This window comes from Hydrogenophaga sp. T2 (assembly GCF_049843535.1).
GTDB lineage: Bacteria > Pseudomonadota > Gammaproteobacteria > Burkholderiales > Burkholderiaceae_C > Hydrogenophaga > Hydrogenophaga crocea.
In genome coordinates, this window is sequence record NZ_JBBHZJ010000001.1 from 311,948 (window position 1) to 328,069 (window position 16,122).

The following is a 16,122-nucleotide window of genomic DNA, read 5'->3' on the forward strand; positions in this document are numbered from 1 at the left end:
AAGCAAACCTGTTTCTCTTTTCATCCCTCGACGAAAGACATCCCATGAATACCTTCTTCCGCACCACCGCGCTGGCCTTGTGCAGCACCTTGGTCCTGGTGGCGGCCAGCCTGCCCGCAGGCGCCGCCGAAGTCACCCCGGCCCGTATCACCTTCGACGGCCAGATCCGCAACAACTCGCTGGCGCTGAGCCCCGACGAGGCCACCGCCGTGGTGTCTTACAGCGAGCGCCCGGACGTCATCGTCTACGACCTGGCCACCGGTGCCGTGCGCGGTGTGCTGCGCGGCTACGTCACGCCGCGCAACATCGTGTTCGCGCCCGACGGCAAGAGCTTCTATGTCTCCGACAGCAGCCTGGGCACGGTGACGCGCCTGGACACCACCACGCTCAAGCCGCTGGCCACCGCGTCGACGCTGGCGGCCGGCCCCGGCGCCTTCGGCACCGCGCTCAGCAAGGACGGCAGCGCGCTGTATGTCAACAACCAGGCCAGCAGCACGGTGACGCGACTGGACACCGCCAGCGGGCAGGCCAAGGCCGTGATCACCGGCTTTGCGCAGCCGCGCCAGGGCGTGCGCCTGAGCCCGGACGGCGCGAAGCTCTACGTCACCAACTTCCTGGGCGACAAGGTGACCATCGTCGACACGCAGACCGACAAGATCGAGGGCGAGATCACCGGCTTCAACAAGATCCGCGCCATCTCCGTCACCGCCGACGGCAAGACCCTGTTTGCGGCCAACAGCGGCAGCAACGACATCGCGGTGGTGGACATCGCCGCGCGCCGCGTCACCGGCACCGTGCCGGTGGGCCGCGACCCCTACGGCGCCGCGCTCACGCCCGACGGCCGCTTCGTCTACTCGGGCAACTTGGCCGACAACACGGTGTCGGTGATCGACGTGGCCACGTTGAAGGTGGTCGCCACCATCGCCGGCTTCAAGCAGCCGCGCCAGGCCATCGTGTTCACGCGCGACGGCAAGACGGCCTACGTGCTGAACGAGGACCTGAGCATCTCCAAGGTCGAGCGTGCCGGGCAGCGAATCGTCGCCACGGTGGCCGCTGCGCAGGCGGTGGCGGCGTACTGAAAACCGGGAACTGTCAGAGAACCGGCGCACCGCACGACCGAGCCGGGGGCTTGCCGCTTCCGGTTCGCCCCGTTGTCGCCCCGCCCGCACAAAGGATCGAATGAAAACTCTGGCCAACCCCTGCCGGCGCCGCTTGGCGGCACTTTGTCTGGCCATGTGCACGCTGCCCGCCGCGTTCGCAGCTCAGGCCCAGACGGCCGCCCCGCCGGCGCTGGAACTCGTGGTGCTGGGCTCGGGCGGCCCGGGTGCCACCGGCCGCGCGGGCTCGGCCTTCGTGGTGTTGGTGGATGGCGTGGCGCGTGTTTTCGTCGACGCCGGCCCGGGATCTTTCGTGCGCCTGGGTGAAGCCAAGCTGGCGCTGGGTCGGGCCGACATCGTGCTGCTGACGCACCTTCATGTGGACCATGCCGGTGGACTGCCAGGCCTCTTCAAGGCCCGTGCGGTGTCCAACCGCGGGCCGGTCGATTTCAAGATCTTCGGGCCGGCAGGGCGGCGTGCGCTCGATGCCGACGATGCCGACTTCCCGGCCACCAGCCGCTTCATCGACCTCTTGTTCGGCAAGCAGGGCGCCTTCGGCTACCTGAAGGACTTCTCGGCGCCGCTGCGCTTTCAAGTGAACGACATCGACGCACCCGCCACGGCGTCAGCCCTGCCCGAAGTGCACACGGTGTTCGATGAGGGCGGCCTGCGCATCAGCGCCGTGGCCGGCCACCACCGCGACGCACCGGCGGTGGTCTACCGCATCGACCACGCCGGCAAGAGCATCACCTTCAGCGGCGACATCGACGCCAGCGGGCTGGCGGGTCTGCGGCGAATCGCCCAAGGCACCAGCCTGCTGGTCTTCAACAGCGTGGTGCTCGACCCACCCGGCTCGCCCGACGTGCTGTACACCTTGCACACGCCACCCAAGGCCATCGGCGAAGTGGCCGATGCGGTGCGCGCAGGCCAGCTGCTGCTGAGCCACCTGTCACCTGCGCTCGACGCGCAGCGTGATGCCGTCAAGGCGTCGATTGCCGCGCACTACGCCGGCGGGGTGGTGTTTGCGCAAGACGGTCAGCGGCTGGCGCCCTGAGGCGCGCAGCCGCCGGCGATAGTGCCGGTACCAGCCCCGAGTTCGACTCCCGTGCCCACCGACCCCACGAAGGCGATCACGCGAGCCATGCCGTCGGGCCACAGGAACACGGCGGCGTCGAACTTCACGCTCCGGCCGACCGATGGACTGCCGCTCACGAAACCTTCGGTGCCGACACCGCGGTCCAGGCCCCGCAAGTAGAAGGCGCCCGCCGTGGTGCCGAGGGCGTCGGCAAAGGTGCCCGAGAAGCTGAAGGTGTCGCTGGCCGGGTCGTAGCCGGCGAACGCGCTCGCCACATCCACGTCGCCGTTCTGCGGACCGATGTACGTGGGCAGTAGGTCGCCAATGGGGTCGGTGATGCCTTGCGCCAGCGCACCGGTCGCGGCGGTGAACAAGCTGGCCAGCAGCAGGAAGGTCAGGGTTCGCTTCATCGGAGCAATTGGTGGAGCGTGTCGGGCGGGTCAACTGCCGATGGCGTGACAGAAAAAGTTTTTGCGTGGGCCGGAATAGACCGCCTGCCGGCGCCGTCTGCCCTTGTGTCGGGACCTCATGGACCCTTCATCCACCACCGACCACCCCTCACTTCACATCAAGCCTTCAACGGAGCCCTCCATGTTCAAGACATTCGCCTTTGCTGCCACTGCCCTGACGCTTGCCGCTGGCAGCGCCTTCGCCGCCCCTTCCGACGACGCCCGCACGCACTTCCAGGCCATCGCTTCGGGCGACACCCAGATCGTGATGCGCGCCTACGCCGACCAGGCCCAGCTGAACTGGGTCGGCGGCCCGCTGGACGGCACCTACGCCACCACCGACGCCATCCGCGGCACCTGGGAAAAGTTCGGCAAGGCCGTCGGCCCGCTGAAGCTCACCATCGGCTCCATCGAAGAATCGGCCAACCCCAAGGGCTCGACGGTCTCCGCCAACGTCGTCTTCGAAGGCAAGATGCCCATCAAGGTGCGCTACGTGCTGACCTACCGCGAAGGCAAGATCGTCAGCGAAACGTGGCAGATCGACCCCAAGTTGAACGTCGCCCTGGCAGCCACGGCCGAAACCGCCGGCAAGACCGCGACCTACTGATGCACCAGCGCCGCGCCGCACCGGGCCAGACCGGGGGCGGTGCGCACCTGCGTCGTTCGGGTTCATTCCCCGCAGTTGACAACGGAATACCCGCAAGCGCCCGTGCGTCGACCTGTTTGAAGTGGTTAACGCACTGCTCACCCATCCCCCCAGGAGCTCCCCATGCGACACCCGCTTTCCAAACTTTCGGCTGTGCTGATGCACGCTGCTCTCGCGGCCGCGGCAGGCCTTGCTTCACTGCCCGGCCACGCCGCAGACGGCGCTGAATCCCTGACCTATACCAACATCACCAAGATACGCGACGGCATGGGCGCACGCGGCGACCTCGCACCGATCGCACGCATCGTCTCGCCGCTGGCGGATTCGCAGATCGTGCCGGGCGAAGGCCGCATTGGCGCAGGCAGCGTGAATGGCACCGGCTTCGTGTTGAACATCGAGGTCGTCACGCGCGACGCGACACCGATCGCCGCGAAAGAATCGCTCAACATCAGAAACACCGCGCTGCTCGGCCAGATCAACCCGAACATTCCGGGCCTCTATGTCTTCCTCGACACCGACCTCGTCAAGCCCGACGGTGGCGTGATCCCGAAGAACACCAACCTGGCGAACCTCTTCAACATCCTGGGCACTGACGACACGCCGGGCGCGGGCGTGACGCTGTGGCTGGGCTGGCACGTGCTTGAATCGCTGCCGCTCGACACGAGCCGCTTCAACATCACCACCGCCGTGGTCGACACCGCCGGTCGCATCGGCTTCGACAGGGTCTCGATGGCGGTGCTGCGCGGCGGTATCACATCGGGGCAGGCACTGACGCCCCTTCCGATCGATGTGTTCGATGACGGCATCGACGACGCGGACGGACCGGAGGTGACGATGATTGCGCCCCGCGTGCCGTCGCGTGTGTCACCCGGGCCGCAAACCGGCAATCCGACGCCGCCTGCGAATGCATCGCTGTTCTTCATTCAAGTGGCGGCGCTGGACCGCTCGCGTCACGGCATCGGCGTCAGCGAAAACGGCCAAGGCACGGCGGCCCGCTCGGTGTTGGGAACCATCCTGGATGGCAGCCAGATCCAGAACCCGATCACGCATCCCAGCAACGGCACGAACCGCAATTTCCCGGGTCTGAACGTGACCTTCGACGTGCCCTTGCGTCAGCCCAACGGCAACGTGGTGCCGGCGGGCTCGAACCTGGCGCCGATCTTCAACGTTGCCGGCAGCGAGCTGGACGCTGACGGCTATGTCGTGACGACGGCCGATTGGGTGGTGGGGGGATCGCTCCTGATGCCTGCGGGCAAGCGTTCGGTCACGATCACCGCCCGGGTCACCGACAACGCCAACCGCACCCGCAGCGTCAGCCACGTCGTGGGCATCAGCCCGGTCGAGAACGGCCAAAACCTGACGCCCGCACCCTGAGAACGAGGCCGCGCGGCTCCGACCATGGAGCCGCGCTGGACGCACAGGGCAGCGGCAGCCCGCCACCCTGCACAACCAACACCCCATCTTTTTTTCACGCCTGCGGAATAAAAGGCCTGAGCGTGCCGTCTGCCCCGATGTGAGCAACATCTCACCCACGCTGCCCGATCCGCCACCACCTCCACGGAGCTTCCCATGTTCAAAACCCTCGCCATCGCCGCATCGGCGGCAACTTTTTTGGTCACTGCCGGCTGTGCCAACATGGTCGAGCCGCCTGCCAAGGCGCCCGCCATGTTGTCTGGCGGCGCGCTCGTCACACCCGCTGGCATGACCCTCTACACCTTCGACCAGGACGTGGCGAACAGCGGCAAGAGCGCCTGCAACGGCGGCTGCGCCGCGCTGTGGCCGCCGATGATGGCCACCGCCACCGACCAGACCACGGGTGCCTACAGCATCGTCACTCGCGACGATGGGTCACGCCAGTGGGCCTACAAGGGCAAGCCGGTGTACACCTACAAGGCCGACCAGAAGGCCGGCGACCGCAGCGGCGACAACTTCAAACAGGTCTGGCACATCATCAAGGAATGACGCCTGTACACCCGCCTGTACACCCGCCTGTACACCCGCCTGCACACCCAGCTTCGCGCGGGCTCACCCCATCGTCAACATCTTGATGAACGACGACCATCAACTGCTGAGCTGGGTGCCGCGCTTGCGCCGCTATTCCCGGGCGCTGGTGAACAACCGTGACGACGCCGACGACCTGGTGCAGGACACGCTGGAGCGGGCCTGGGCCAAGTCGGGCCTGTGGGGCAGCGTGGCGGACATGCGCGCCTGGCTCTTCAGCATCATGCACAACCTGCACGTCGATGGCGTGCGCCGGCCCAGGCTGCACACCGTGACCATGGACGATGACACCCCCGAGGTGCCGGTGATGCCGACGCAAGGCGACAGGTTGGCGGTGCTGGACCTGCAGGCCGCGCTGGACCTGCTGCCCGTCGAGCAGAAGGAAGTGCTGCTGCTGGTGGCGCTGGAAGACATGGCCTATGCCGACGTGGCGCAGGCCCTGGGCATTCCCATCGGCACGGTGATGTCGCGCTTGTCGCGCGGCCGTGAGCGCCTGCGCGGCCTGATGGAAGGTCGTGCCGAACCCGTGCGGCTGAAGGTCGTCAAATGAATGCATTGCGAAGCACCCTATGAGTACCGATCGCCCATCGCCGCCCACCCTCCCGCCCACCCCCCCGGTCACCGAGGCCGAGCTGCATGCGTTTGTCGATGGCCGTCTGCCCGCAGAGCGTGAGGCCGAGATCGCCGCCTACCTGGCCGCGCGCCCCGACGATGCGCAGCGCGTCGAGGCCTACCGTGCGCAGAAGCGCGAGCTGCACGCCCTGTTCGACCCCGTGCTGGACGAGCAGCCGCCGCAACGCCTGCTGAAGTCGGCGCGCCCGCGCGCCGTAGCTCCAACGCCCTGGTACCTGCAGCGCCTGGCCGCCGGGTTGGCCATTGCCGTCATGAGCGGCGCCACCGGTTGGGGGCTGCGCGGCGTCGGGCCCGGCGCCGGCGGTGACGATGCGGCGCGCATGGCGGCTGTGCAACCGGCTCCGGGTGGCCTGACCCTGGTGTCTGCCAGCGGCTTCGCGCAGCGCGCCGCCGTCGCGCACGCGGTCTACAGCCCCGATGCGCGCCGGCCCGTGGAAGTGGACGCCGCGCACGAAGACCAGCTCGTGGCCTGGCTGTCCAAGCGCATGGGCGCGCCGATGAAGCCGCCGCACCTGCAGTCGCAGGGCTACACGCTGGAGGGCGGACGCCTGCTGCCGGGTGGCCAGGGGCCGGTGGCGCAGTTCATGTACCGCAATGAACTCGGCAGCAAGCTGACGCTGTATGTGTCCAACGACGTCGCTGACGTGGGCAGCGCGGCCGGGCCGGGCGGGGCGCCCCAGCCGGGCGCGAAGAACGCCGACACGGCCTTCCGCTTTGCGCGCGAAGGCGCGGTCAATGTCTTCTACTGGGTTGACGGGCCTTTCGGCTACGCCTTGTCGTCAGACGCCGACCGCAGCGTGTTGGCGCAGGTGTCGGCCGCGGTTTACCAGCAGCTGGGCGCCCGGCGCTGATGGCCGCGGACGGGCCGGTGTGGCACTTCTTTTAGTCGGCAGTGGAATCAAACGGCGCGCGGCGCGCTCTTGGTCCACACGTCCACACGTCCACACGTCCACACGTCCACACGTCCACACGTCCACACGTCCACACGTCCACACGTCCACACGTCCTACCGGCGCAAGCTGGCAGGCGCCCGAACCCAGCCCGCCACCGGAGACGCCATGCCCACCCTTGCCCTGCCCTTGAGCTTGATGCTCAGTCTGACGCTGGCCCTGGCCGGCTGCCAGACGCCGACACCTGCAGTACCCGCATCTGCACCGCCCGTCGAGAAGCAGGTGCGCGTCAACGACACTGACATCCGCTACATCGAACAAGGCCAGGGCGTGCCGGTGGTCTTCGTGCACGGCTCGATGAGCGACCAGCGCGTGTGGGACGCCTACCGCCCGCAAGTGGCGGCGCGCTACCGTTACATCGCCGTCAACCAGCGCTACTTCGGCGTGCAGCCATGGGACGACAGCGGTGCGCGCTTCTCGCAGCCCATGCACGCCGCTGACCTGGCAGCCTTCATCCAGAGTTTGGGCGCCGGCCCGGTGCACGTCGTGGCCTGGTCCTACGGTGGCTCGGTGGCCACGCTGGCGGCCAGCCAGCACCCCGAGCTGTTCCGCAGCCTGACCCTGCATGAGCCCACCATCGGCAGCCTGATCACCGGCACGCCCGAGGGCAAGGCCGCCATCGCGGCCTTCGGCGGCGAGGTCGGCCGCATCCGCACCGTCGCCAACGGCGGTGACACGCCAGCGGCGATGCGCCAGTTCTGGGAATTCGTGCTGAAGCTGCCGCCGGGCGGCTTCGACGCCGAGCCCGTGGCGCTGCAGCGCATGGTGCTGGACAACCAGCGCACCGTGCCGCTGACCCTGAACGCGCCGCCACAGCCCATCAGTTGCGAGATGGTGGGTGCCATCCGCGCACCGGCGCTGGTGACCGTGGGCGCCGACACGCGGCCCTTGTGGGCGCTGTCCGCTGCCGCCTGGCAGCGCTGCGCCGCCCAGGCCGAACTGGCCACCATCCCGAACAGCAACCACGACGCCGTCGTGCGTTCACCGCAGGCCTTCGCCGCGCTGCTGATGCCTTTCCTGGCGCGGCATTGACCGCTCCCCACTCCACATCGAAAGCACCCATGACCACCCAACGCCGCGACATCCTCAAGTACTCGCTCGCCGCTGCTGCAGCCAGCGCGCTGCCCGCAGTGCAAGCCCAGGTACCAGCCGCACCCGGCACCGGATCCGGTACCGCAGCCGGCCCCGGCATCGACCCGCGCGACCGCGTCTTCATCACCAACGAAGACTCCAACACGCTCGTCGTCATCGATCCCAAGACCAACACCGTCGAGAGCACGATCAACCTGACCAGCTTCGACGAAGACCCGCGCCCGCCATTCCGCTACGTCACGGCCGGCGTGGCGCCGACGCACGCTGCCATGATCCACAAGCCGCTGTACCACGGCTGCATCGACGCCCACGGCGCCGTGCCTTCGCCCGACGGCCGGCTGCTGGCCACCAGCGGGCGCGGCTCCAGCAACATCTATTTGATCGACGCCGAGCAGCGCCGCGTCATCGGCAACACGCCCAACCCGGCCGCCGGCCCGACGACCCGACCCGAACGCCTGAGCAGCGGCCTGCTGCTGGGCCGCGAGCCGCACGAGCCCACCTTCACGCGCAACGGAAAGGAGCTCTGGGTCACGCTGCGCGGTGAAGACCGCATTGCCATCCTCGACGTCGACCGCGCCGTGCGCCAGTTGAAGGGCGCCGACAGCGCGGGCTCGACGGCCGTCCGCCAGTTCCTGCCGACGCTGAACGGCCCGGCACAGGTGTGGTTCAACCGCGAAGGCACGCTGGCTTTCGTGGCCAGCCAGAAGGTGTCGCAGGTCGACGTGTTCCGCGTCAACGCGGGCGCCGATGGCCGCAGCCAGCCGCAGCGCGTGACCACGCTGGACATCAGCGCCCAGGACAAGCCCGGCTTCACACCCTTCATGAAGACCACGTCCGATGGCGCCGAGGTGTGGTTCTCGCACAAGCTGGCCGATGCGCTGTCGTGCCGCTCGACGCAGGGCGGCTTCGATCTTGTCGACAGCGTGCCACTGGGCATGGGCGCGCGGCCCAACCACGTCGAGTTCGTCAGCAACGCGCGCGGCAGCGTGGTCTACGCCAGCCTGGCGCGCATCGACGACGGCGGCCCTGGCGGCGTGGCATCCAGCCCCATCGCCATCATCGACCGCAGCGCCGCGGGCGGCCAGCGCAAGGTGGTGGGCACCTTCTTCAGCCACGGCCGCGAATCGCACGGGCTGTGGACCAACCCCGAGAACACGCTGCTCTACGTGGCGCACGAACAGGACGAACTGCCCGGCACGCCCAACGCCGGCCAAACGGTGTGCAGCGCTTTCGACGTGAGCGACCCGTTCAAGCCGGCCTTCATCGCGCAGATTCCGCTGGGTAACCTGGCCCTGCCTTCGGGCGCATTGCGCAACAAGAAGAGCATCAACCTTGTCTACGTGCGCGTGGGTGCGAAGGGCCAGACCGCATGAAAGGCATGAAGGGCAGCCGCGCACAGCTTGGAGTCAATGCCTTCCAGCGCGAGATGGACGAATCCATGGCGCGCATGATGCAAGACATGCACGGCCCGGGCTACGTGGGCCAGGCCGACATCGACTTCCTGGCGATGATGATTCCGCACCACGCCGGCGCCGTCGACATGGCGCGGCTGGTGCTGCAGCACGGCCGCGACCCGGCCACGCGGCAACTGGCCGAGGAGATCATCGCCGGGCAGACCATCGAGATCGAAAGCATGACGCGGCGGCTGGCGGCTTTGCGCAAGCCGTCCGGCACGGGTTCGGCGGCCGAATTCCCCTCGCTGGGCGGCACGCGGGGGCCTTGATTGCTGGGCTCAGGGTAAGCACTGACGATGGCCGTGGAATGAACAGCAGCGCCGGTCGCTCTTGATCACCATGCTCTTGCAGTCTGCCGAGTCCCGCTACAACGCCTGGGTGCGGGACCACTACCGCTTTTTGCTTCGCAGCGCCTGGGCGCTGACCGGCTCGCGCGCGATCGCCGAAGACGTGGTGCAGGACTGTTTTGCCAACGCATGGAAACACCGCGAGCAGTTGCGGGATGGGGCGTTGGCACGGGCCTGGCTGTTCCAGATCATGCGCCGCGCCGCCTTCCGCCAGGCGGTGCCCAGCATGCAGTCGCTGGACGATGAAGAGCAGCCCGAGCAGACCGCGCCTGACGCCGGCTTGGACGACAAGCTCGATGTCGTCAAGGCACTCGCACGGCTGGCGCCCATTCACCGCGAAGTGCTGGTGCTGTTCTATTTCGACGACATGCCGACTGCGCAGATGGCCGAGGCGCTGGAGATCGCGCCGGGCACCGTGCTGTCGCGCCTGGCCCGTGCGCGCGACGCGCTGAAGCAGGTGATGGGCGTGCCCGTGCGGGCGACCAGCGGCGGCCAGGTCACGCCGTTGAGGAAGATCCAGACATGACGCCCGAATTCCGACCCCCCGAGTTCCCCGACAGTGACTTCGACCTGCGCGCACGCGCCGAGCTCGCGCTGGCTTATCCCGCCGACGCCGCCCCGGCGCACCTGTTCCGCAAGGCGCAGCCACTTCTGGCGCGGCGCAGCTTCCAGCGCGCTGTCCTGGGCCTGCTGCTGGCCGGCAGCGGCACTGGCGCCGTGTTGGCCATGCGCCCGCCCGAACTCGTGCGCGGCGCCATCGAGCACGAATACTTCGAGCGCACATTGCGCGGCACCTTTATGGACAGCGCGCCCTTGCTTCAGCACCTGGGGCTAGGTGGCAAGCAAGTCGTGCCGGGCTTTCCGCAGCTGATGCGGCCTTGCGACATCGACGGCCACCTGGTCTACCACCTCACCACCTTTTTCGAGAAGGGCGGCATGGTCACCGTGTTCGCCTTTGACAAGGCCGTTGCGCTGACGGAGGGCAGCGGCTGGTGGGGCAATGTCCACTGGAAAGTCATCACCTCGCGCGACGGCAAGCCGCTGGTGCTGGTGGCGCAGAAGAAGCAGGCCCTGGCCGTGGCGCAAAGCCAGTTCGGCCCAGCCACCGACATGTCCCCACCGAATTCCACAACGACCCCCAAGGAGACCCGATGAACAAGACCTTGAACTCGCTGCCGCGGCGCCAGATGCTGGCCGGCAGCGCCAGCGCCCTGGCCGCGGCCGGGCTGGCGACCTTCACGCGCGGCGCCGCCGCCGCGGGGGAAACCCCTGTGGCCACCGCCACGCCGAAGCCGCTGCCCGCCTACGTGGCCTGGAAAGACCCGGCCAGCGTCATCGTGCACAGCAGCACCACCATCGAGACCAAGCGCGCGGCCTTCGGCAGTGGCGTCATCACGCCGGCCGAGCAGCTCTACATCCGCAACAACCTGCCGGCGCCCGACGCCTCCATCGTGGCCGACCGCGACGCGTGGGAAGTGGCCATCGAAGGCGTGAAGGCCCCGCGCAAGCTGACGCTGCGCGAGCTGAAGACGATGGGCGTGGAGACCACTGCGATGGTGCTGCAGTGCTCAGGCAATGGCCGCGGCTACTTTCCCAGCAAGCCCAGCGGTACGCCCTGGCAGGTGGGCGCGGCCGGCTGCGTGATGTGGACCGGCGTGCCGGTGCGGGTGGTGGCCGAGGCGCTGGGCGGCGTGGTGCCCGGCGCGGCCTTCCTAACTGGCACCGGCGGCGAGAAGCTGCCCGAAGGCCTGGACCCGTTGAGCATCATCGTCGAGCGCTCGGTGCCGGCCGCGGCCATGGCCGATGCGCTGCTGGCCTGGGAAATGAACGGCGTGCCGATCTCGCTGGCCCACGGCGGCCCGCTGCGCCTGATCGTGCCCGGTTACACCGGCGTGAACAACATCAAGTACATCAAGCGCCTGGCCTTCACGGCCAAGGAGACGGACGCGAAGATCATGTCGCATGGCTACCGCATCTCGCCGCCGGGCGGCAAGGGCGAACCCAGCCAGCCGTCGGTGCAGGAGATGACGGTCAAGTCGTGGATCAACTCGCCCGCACCCGACGCAGCTGGCGTGAGGGCCGGCCTGGTGCAGGTGCAGGGCGTGGCCTTCGGCGGGCTGAACGGCATCAAGCGCGTCGAGGTGTCGCTGGACGGCGGCAAGACCTGGAGCGACGCGCGGCTCACCGGGCCCGACCTTGGCCGCTATGCCTGGCGCCAGTTCGTGCTGCCGGCCAGGCTGCCGGCCGGCAGCCACACGCTGGCCAGCCGCGCCACCGACACGGCAGGCAACGTGCAACCCGAGCAGCGCATGGAAAACGCCGGCGGCTACAACAACACGAGCTGGGCCGACCACGCCGTGAAAGTGACGGTGGCCTGATCATGCGCAGCACCATCCAGCAGCGCTTCATGTTGCATGCAATGAGGGTCGCGTCGGTGCTCGTCGCCGGCTTGGCGCTGCCCGTTCTACCCGCGCTGGCGGCCGACGACAGGGCGCAACTCGCGCTAGGGAAGAAGCTGTTCCTGCAAGGCGTCGTCCCGTCGTGCGCCGTTTGCCACACCTTGCAGGCCGCGGGCGCCGAGGGCGCCGTCGGCCCGGTGCTGGACGAGTTGAAGCCCGACGCTGCGCGCGTGGCGAAGGCGCTGCGCAACGGGCTGGGCCAGATGCCTTCGTACAAGGACAAGCTCACCGATGCAGAGATTGAGGCTCTGTCGCTGTATGTGTCGAAGGCCAGCGGGGGTGCCAAGTGAGACTTCAGGTGGGTGGAATCTGTGGTGCATCCCCACCGATAAAGGCTCGTCCGCGCGGGCCGCAAGACGCTGACTGGCACCGAAACGCAGGGCATCTTCATCGGTCGCCGCCGTCGGCAGCGACTGCTTCTCAACTCCTCGACAGACTGGATTGGGTCGATCTGGAACAGTCAGGGCGACGGCACGAACGAGCGCGATCTGAGCACAGCAGTCCTTCGCGCGGGTTCCGCCAACTCCCTTCGTGGTCATCGCCAATGCCGAGGCCCTGCGGTCCCAGATGGTTGTTCTGGAGCCCTCATGGACGGTTAGCCGAGGCCTGCCCGCATGGCCGCCGCCGGTACGCACACGGCGGCGGCATGCAACACTGGCAAGCCGATGACGGAGTGCGACCGGTTCAGAGCGCACTGAGGAACGCCATCAACTTGTCCTCCGGCCGATAGCGCCTGGCCTGCACACTGGGAGGCGCAACCGTGTCCAGCACACGCTCCTTCAACGTCAGATCGGCATCGAGGTAAATCTGAGTGGTCTCCAGCGATTCGTGGCCAAGCCACATCGCGATCACCGACCGATCTACTCCAGCCTGAAGGAGCTCCATCGCCGTGGTGTGCCGCAACACATGTGGCGTCACGCGCTTGCACGTCAAGGATGCGCAGGTCCGGCCAGCTGTGGCAACGTGCTTGGCCACAAGGTACTGGACGCCGTCGGCACTGAGGCGGTTGCCTCTGGCACTCGGGAACAGAATGACGGGCTCAGGTCCCAAGTCGCTGCTCATCCATGACCGCAACGCTGCCTGTGTCTGTTTGGCCAGCGGCGTGCAGCGCTCCTTGCGCCCTTTCCCGAGCACGTGGACGTGGGCGCCCGTGCCGAGCCTGACATCGGCGGCTCGTAGACCGGTGATCTCGGACAGACGCAGCCCGGTCTGAACCGCAAGCAACAACAGGGCATGGTCGCGCCGCCCCGCCCATGTGGTCCGATCGGGTGCGGCAAGCAAGGCTTCGACCTCTTCACGTGTCAGATGGCAGACCTGCTTGCGAGTGCACCGCTTGCTGGGAATCGCCAGGACCCGCTGGATCAGGCCTGCATGACCAGGCGATTCAAAGGCGGCGTACTGAAAGAACGACCGAATGGCGCTCTGCCGCAGGTTCCGGCTTCTGGCAGTCACGCCGCGTTCGTGCTCAAGGTCGGCAAGGAACGCCGCGATCAGCGGCGCGTCGAGTTGCTCCAACACCAGCGCGCTCGGGGCAACCTTGAGGCGCTTCTGGGCGAACCGGAGGAAGAGCCGGAAGGTGTCACGATAGGACGCGATCGTATGGGCGCTTGCCTGCCGCTGCTGCATGAGTCTTCGGGTGAAGAACCCCTCCAGCAGCACAGGGAGATTGCCAGTCGCGGCCGTCATGACAGCTTCTCCCAGTGACGCTCGAACCGGGCGAGCGCGTGGCCCATCAACTCGGGACACGCGCTGAGGTACCAGTAGGTGTACTCAATGCGCACGTGACCCAGAAAGGTTGACAAGGTCGGCAGGTGGCGCTCTACATCCTGGCCGGATCTGTACCAGCGCAGCAACGTTTGGATGGCAAAGCGGTGGCGCAGGTCATGCAACCGAGGGCGTGGAGCACCCGCGGAGGCGCGCACCTCCGCTTGGTCGAGCAACTGATAGAAGGTCCGATGGATGTGTCCCGGGTCAAGCGCCGTCCTCCGACCCGAGATGAAGAACCGCGGAGGCGCCAGCCGCTTGGCGAAGCGATCGCGGTGCGCGCGGTATTCCGCGAGTGCTGACCTGGTCGAGTCAGCAATCGGAGCCAGCCGAGACTTGCCGAACTTCGTCTGCCGAATGGTCAGCAAGCCTTGGTCGAGATCGACATCGCCGACCTCGAGACGGATCGCCTCACCGAGCCGCATCCCGGTGACGCTGAGCAGCCCCAAGAGGCAGTGGTAGGTCGCCCCTCGCAGGCCATCTGTAGGAGGCAGCGTCAACGCGCAAGCCATCAAGCGAGCAAGCTCATCGTCCGAGTACAGGTACGGTTGTCGCCGATGCCGATGTGAAGGAAGGAGGTTGGCGGGGGTGACCTCCGTGGCAGGGTCGAGCAACCGGTGGTGGAGCGTGAAGCCGCGAATCCGACGCAGCCGATCGGCGGCGAAGCCAGGGCGCGTGGATGGTTTGCTCAGGGCCCACTCTACGGCGGCGGCCGCCGTGATGGTCGTGACGCCGCGCCGGTCGAGAAAGTCCGTGAACTCGATCAGCGCATCTTCGTTCGCCCGAAGCTTGAACCCGAGCGCTCGCCGGAGTGCAAGGTAGTCGGAGGCAGCCTGTCTCAGCGGCGTCATTGCGCACCTCCCGGCCAAGAAGGAGCGACGGCCCGCAGGGAGCGAAGATCCACCTTCGCATAGATCGTCGTTGTCTGCTGCTGGCGGTGACGCAGCACTTCGCCGATCTCGGGCAGCGACGACCCCTCGCGCAGCAGTCGTGTGGCCAAGGTGTGACGGAGCACATGCGCTCCCTTGCTCGGCACATCGATGCCGGCGCGCTGAAGCGCGCGGCGGACGATCGCTGCAACAGCGGTACCACTGGAGAAGCCCTCGATCGGTGCCTGTGCTCGAAGGAAGACCTGCCGGGAGGAACAGCGTGGCCGGGCCTCGCTCAAGTATTGCGCCAGCGCTTGGCCCACCTCGTATGGAAGCGGGAGGCGATCGACTCGGGTTTGTCCATTGCGAACCAGCAACTCGCCGGCGTGCCAGTCGATGTCCTCCAGTTGTAGTGCTACCACCTCGCCAGCCCGCAGCCCGAGCCGCGCAAGTAGGACGATGACCGCGTAGTCACGACACCCACTCAGCTTAGCCCGATCACATTGGGCGAGGGTGTGCAGAACCTGATCGTCCTGGAGCGAGCGGGGGATCGATGATTGCGACCAAACAGCAGGCGCCGGTATGTGCGAAGACATATCGGTGTCGAGCCAGCCGCGGTAAAGCGCGAACCGTAGGAACGCCCGAACTCCACCGACGACTCTGCATGCAGAGTTCGGACGGCAGGTCTTCGTCGCCAGCCTGATGTGCGCCATGACGTCCGGCGCCCCCACGCTGTCGAACGTCAAAGGCCCGTTGGCGAAGAGGAACGTCAACAGATTTCTGGCCGTGATCCGGTTGGAGCGGATGGTTGCAGGCGCCAGATTGCGCTCGTGGCGCATGTAGTCGACATACTCGGCCTCGATCTGCTCAACCGCAGTTGGAGTGCGCTCAGCTGAGGGTGTGCAGATGATGCCCTGTGCCGCCAGATGCGCGAGCAGCCTCAGCAGCGTCGAACGGTCTTCGGCCCTTGGGGCGCGACGGCGCCTGCGGCCTCGCAAGAAGGTATCGACCGACTCTTCGGCTACTGCCGCGGCGGCTACGCCGCGTCCGTCCAACCACCGGCTGAAGTCTCCAACCAACCATGCGGCGCGGCGTCGTGAGTCGCGGCTATAGCCCTTTGCTGCCAATGAATCGATGAAGGAATCGATGCACACGCCCAGCGGGCCCTCGCGCATCCGCATCAGTGCGCGCGGGCGCACAAACAACTCTTCCATGAGGGTCTCCTTCCGGAGAAACCGTCCCCGGTGGAGTCGAACATATGGCAGTGAGGTTCCACCCCTGAACCC

The 16,122-nt window shown here is 67.4% G+C and carries 18 protein-coding genes; 14 read left to right on the forward strand and 4 right to left on the reverse strand.

Going from position 1 to position 16,122, the window contains the following annotated elements; all coding sequences use genetic code 11:
• Positions 1 to 44: 44 nt before the first annotated feature.
• Both WDZ95_RS01480 and WDZ95_RS01485 read left to right on the forward strand, forming a co-directional pair.
• On the forward strand, positions 45 to 1,079 hold the full coding sequence (locus WDZ95_RS01480; protein WP_425775937.1) for a beta-propeller fold lactonase family protein: 1,035 nt from the start codon (positions 45 to 47) through the stop codon (positions 1,077 to 1,079).
• A 154-nt stretch (positions 1,080 to 1,233) separates the two neighbouring features.
• On the forward strand, positions 1,234 to 2,151 hold the full coding sequence (locus tag WDZ95_RS01485) for an MBL fold metallo-hydrolase (RefSeq protein ID WP_425775938.1): 918 nt from the start codon (positions 1,234 to 1,236) through the stop codon (positions 2,149 to 2,151).
• Here WDZ95_RS01485 and WDZ95_RS01490 read toward each other — a convergent pair.
• Positions 2,133 to 2,582, reverse strand: coding sequence for a hypothetical protein (locus tag WDZ95_RS01490; protein WP_425775939.1), 450 nt, complete (start codon positions 2,580 to 2,582; stop codon positions 2,133 to 2,135). The two genes, WDZ95_RS01485 and WDZ95_RS01490, sit on opposite strands and share 19 nt — an antisense overlap.
• A 181-nt stretch (positions 2,583 to 2,763) precedes the next feature.
• Here WDZ95_RS01490 and WDZ95_RS01495 point away from each other — a divergent pair, with 181 nt between their 5' ends.
• The 12 genes from WDZ95_RS01495 (at position 2,764) to WDZ95_RS01550 (ending at position 12,493) form a co-directional block, all read left to right on the forward strand.
• Entirely contained in the window at positions 2,764 to 3,228 is a 465-nt protein-coding gene (locus tag WDZ95_RS01495; RefSeq protein ID WP_004306473.1) for a nuclear transport factor 2 family protein, read from the forward strand.
• A gap of 162 nt (positions 3,229 to 3,390) precedes the next feature.
• Positions 3,391 to 4,641, forward strand: a complete 1,251-nt coding sequence (locus WDZ95_RS01500; protein ID WP_425775940.1) for a hypothetical protein — start codon at positions 3,391 to 3,393, stop codon at positions 4,639 to 4,641.
• Between the two features lie 261 nt (positions 4,642 to 4,902).
• Positions 4,903 to 5,229 (forward strand): COG4315 family predicted lipoprotein, encoded by a 327-nt coding sequence (locus WDZ95_RS01505; protein WP_425776241.1) that lies wholly within the window; start codon positions 4,903 to 4,905, stop codon positions 5,227 to 5,229.
• Between the two features lie 85 nt (positions 5,230 to 5,314).
• Positions 5,315 to 5,818: an RNA polymerase sigma factor gene (locus WDZ95_RS01510; protein ID WP_004306467.1), complete on the forward strand. Its 504-nt coding sequence runs from the start codon at positions 5,315 to 5,317 to the stop codon at positions 5,816 to 5,818.
• A 19-nt stretch (positions 5,819 to 5,837) separates the two neighbouring features.
• Entirely contained in the window at positions 5,838 to 6,752 is a 915-nt protein-coding gene (locus tag WDZ95_RS01515) for an anti-sigma factor family protein (RefSeq protein ID WP_220787802.1), read from the forward strand.
• 207 nt (positions 6,753 to 6,959) lie between these two features.
• Positions 6,960 to 7,883, forward strand: coding sequence for an alpha/beta fold hydrolase (locus WDZ95_RS01520; RefSeq protein WP_133611089.1), 924 nt, complete (start codon positions 6,960 to 6,962; stop codon positions 7,881 to 7,883).
• A gap of 29 nt (positions 7,884 to 7,912) precedes the next feature.
• Complete coding sequence (locus WDZ95_RS01525; RefSeq protein WP_425775941.1) at positions 7,913 to 9,316, forward strand: YncE family protein; 1,404 nt, start codon at positions 7,913 to 7,915, stop codon at positions 9,314 to 9,316.
• A complete protein-coding gene (locus tag WDZ95_RS01530) occupies positions 9,313 to 9,666 on the forward strand; it encodes a DUF305 domain-containing protein (RefSeq protein ID WP_133611087.1) in 354 nt (117 codons plus the stop codon). Before WDZ95_RS01525 ends, WDZ95_RS01530 begins: the two co-directional genes overlap by 4 nt.
• A gap of 70 nt (positions 9,667 to 9,736) precedes the next feature.
• The gene (locus WDZ95_RS01535) at positions 9,737 to 10,270 is read left to right on the forward strand and encodes an RNA polymerase sigma factor (protein WP_166643617.1); all 534 of its coding nucleotides are present in this window, start codon (positions 9,737 to 9,739) and stop codon (positions 10,268 to 10,270) included.
• Complete coding sequence (locus WDZ95_RS01540) at positions 10,267 to 10,899, forward strand: hypothetical protein (protein ID WP_246607824.1); 633 nt, start codon at positions 10,267 to 10,269, stop codon at positions 10,897 to 10,899. The genes WDZ95_RS01535 and WDZ95_RS01540 overlap by 4 nt, the downstream gene beginning before the upstream one ends.
• Positions 10,896 to 12,122, forward strand: coding sequence for a sulfite oxidase (locus tag WDZ95_RS01545; protein WP_220787804.1), 1,227 nt, complete (start codon positions 10,896 to 10,898; stop codon positions 12,120 to 12,122). The genes WDZ95_RS01540 and WDZ95_RS01545 overlap by 4 nt, the downstream gene beginning before the upstream one ends.
• A gap of 2 nt (positions 12,123 to 12,124) precedes the next feature.
• Complete coding sequence (locus WDZ95_RS01550; protein ID WP_133611083.1) at positions 12,125 to 12,493, forward strand: c-type cytochrome; 369 nt, start codon at positions 12,125 to 12,127, stop codon at positions 12,491 to 12,493.
• Between the two features lie 394 nt (positions 12,494 to 12,887).
• On the opposite strand, the gene WDZ95_RS01555 is transcribed toward WDZ95_RS01550, so the two are convergent.
• The 3 genes from WDZ95_RS01555 to WDZ95_RS01565 are packed head-to-tail and all read right to left on the reverse strand — an operon-like array spanning position 12,888 to position 16,050.
• Complete coding sequence (locus tag WDZ95_RS01555) at positions 12,888 to 13,889, reverse strand: site-specific integrase (RefSeq protein ID WP_220787806.1); 1,002 nt, start codon at positions 13,887 to 13,889, stop codon at positions 12,888 to 12,890.
• Positions 13,886 to 14,818: a tyrosine-type recombinase/integrase gene (locus WDZ95_RS01560; protein WP_425775942.1), complete on the reverse strand. Its 933-nt coding sequence runs from the start codon at positions 14,816 to 14,818 to the stop codon at positions 13,886 to 13,888. The genes WDZ95_RS01555 and WDZ95_RS01560 overlap by 4 nt, the downstream gene beginning before the upstream one ends.
• Complete coding sequence (locus WDZ95_RS01565) at positions 14,815 to 16,050, reverse strand: site-specific integrase (protein ID WP_425775943.1); 1,236 nt, start codon at positions 16,048 to 16,050, stop codon at positions 14,815 to 14,817. Before WDZ95_RS01565 ends, WDZ95_RS01560 begins: the two co-directional genes overlap by 4 nt.
• Positions 16,051 to 16,122: the final 72 nt, after the last annotated feature.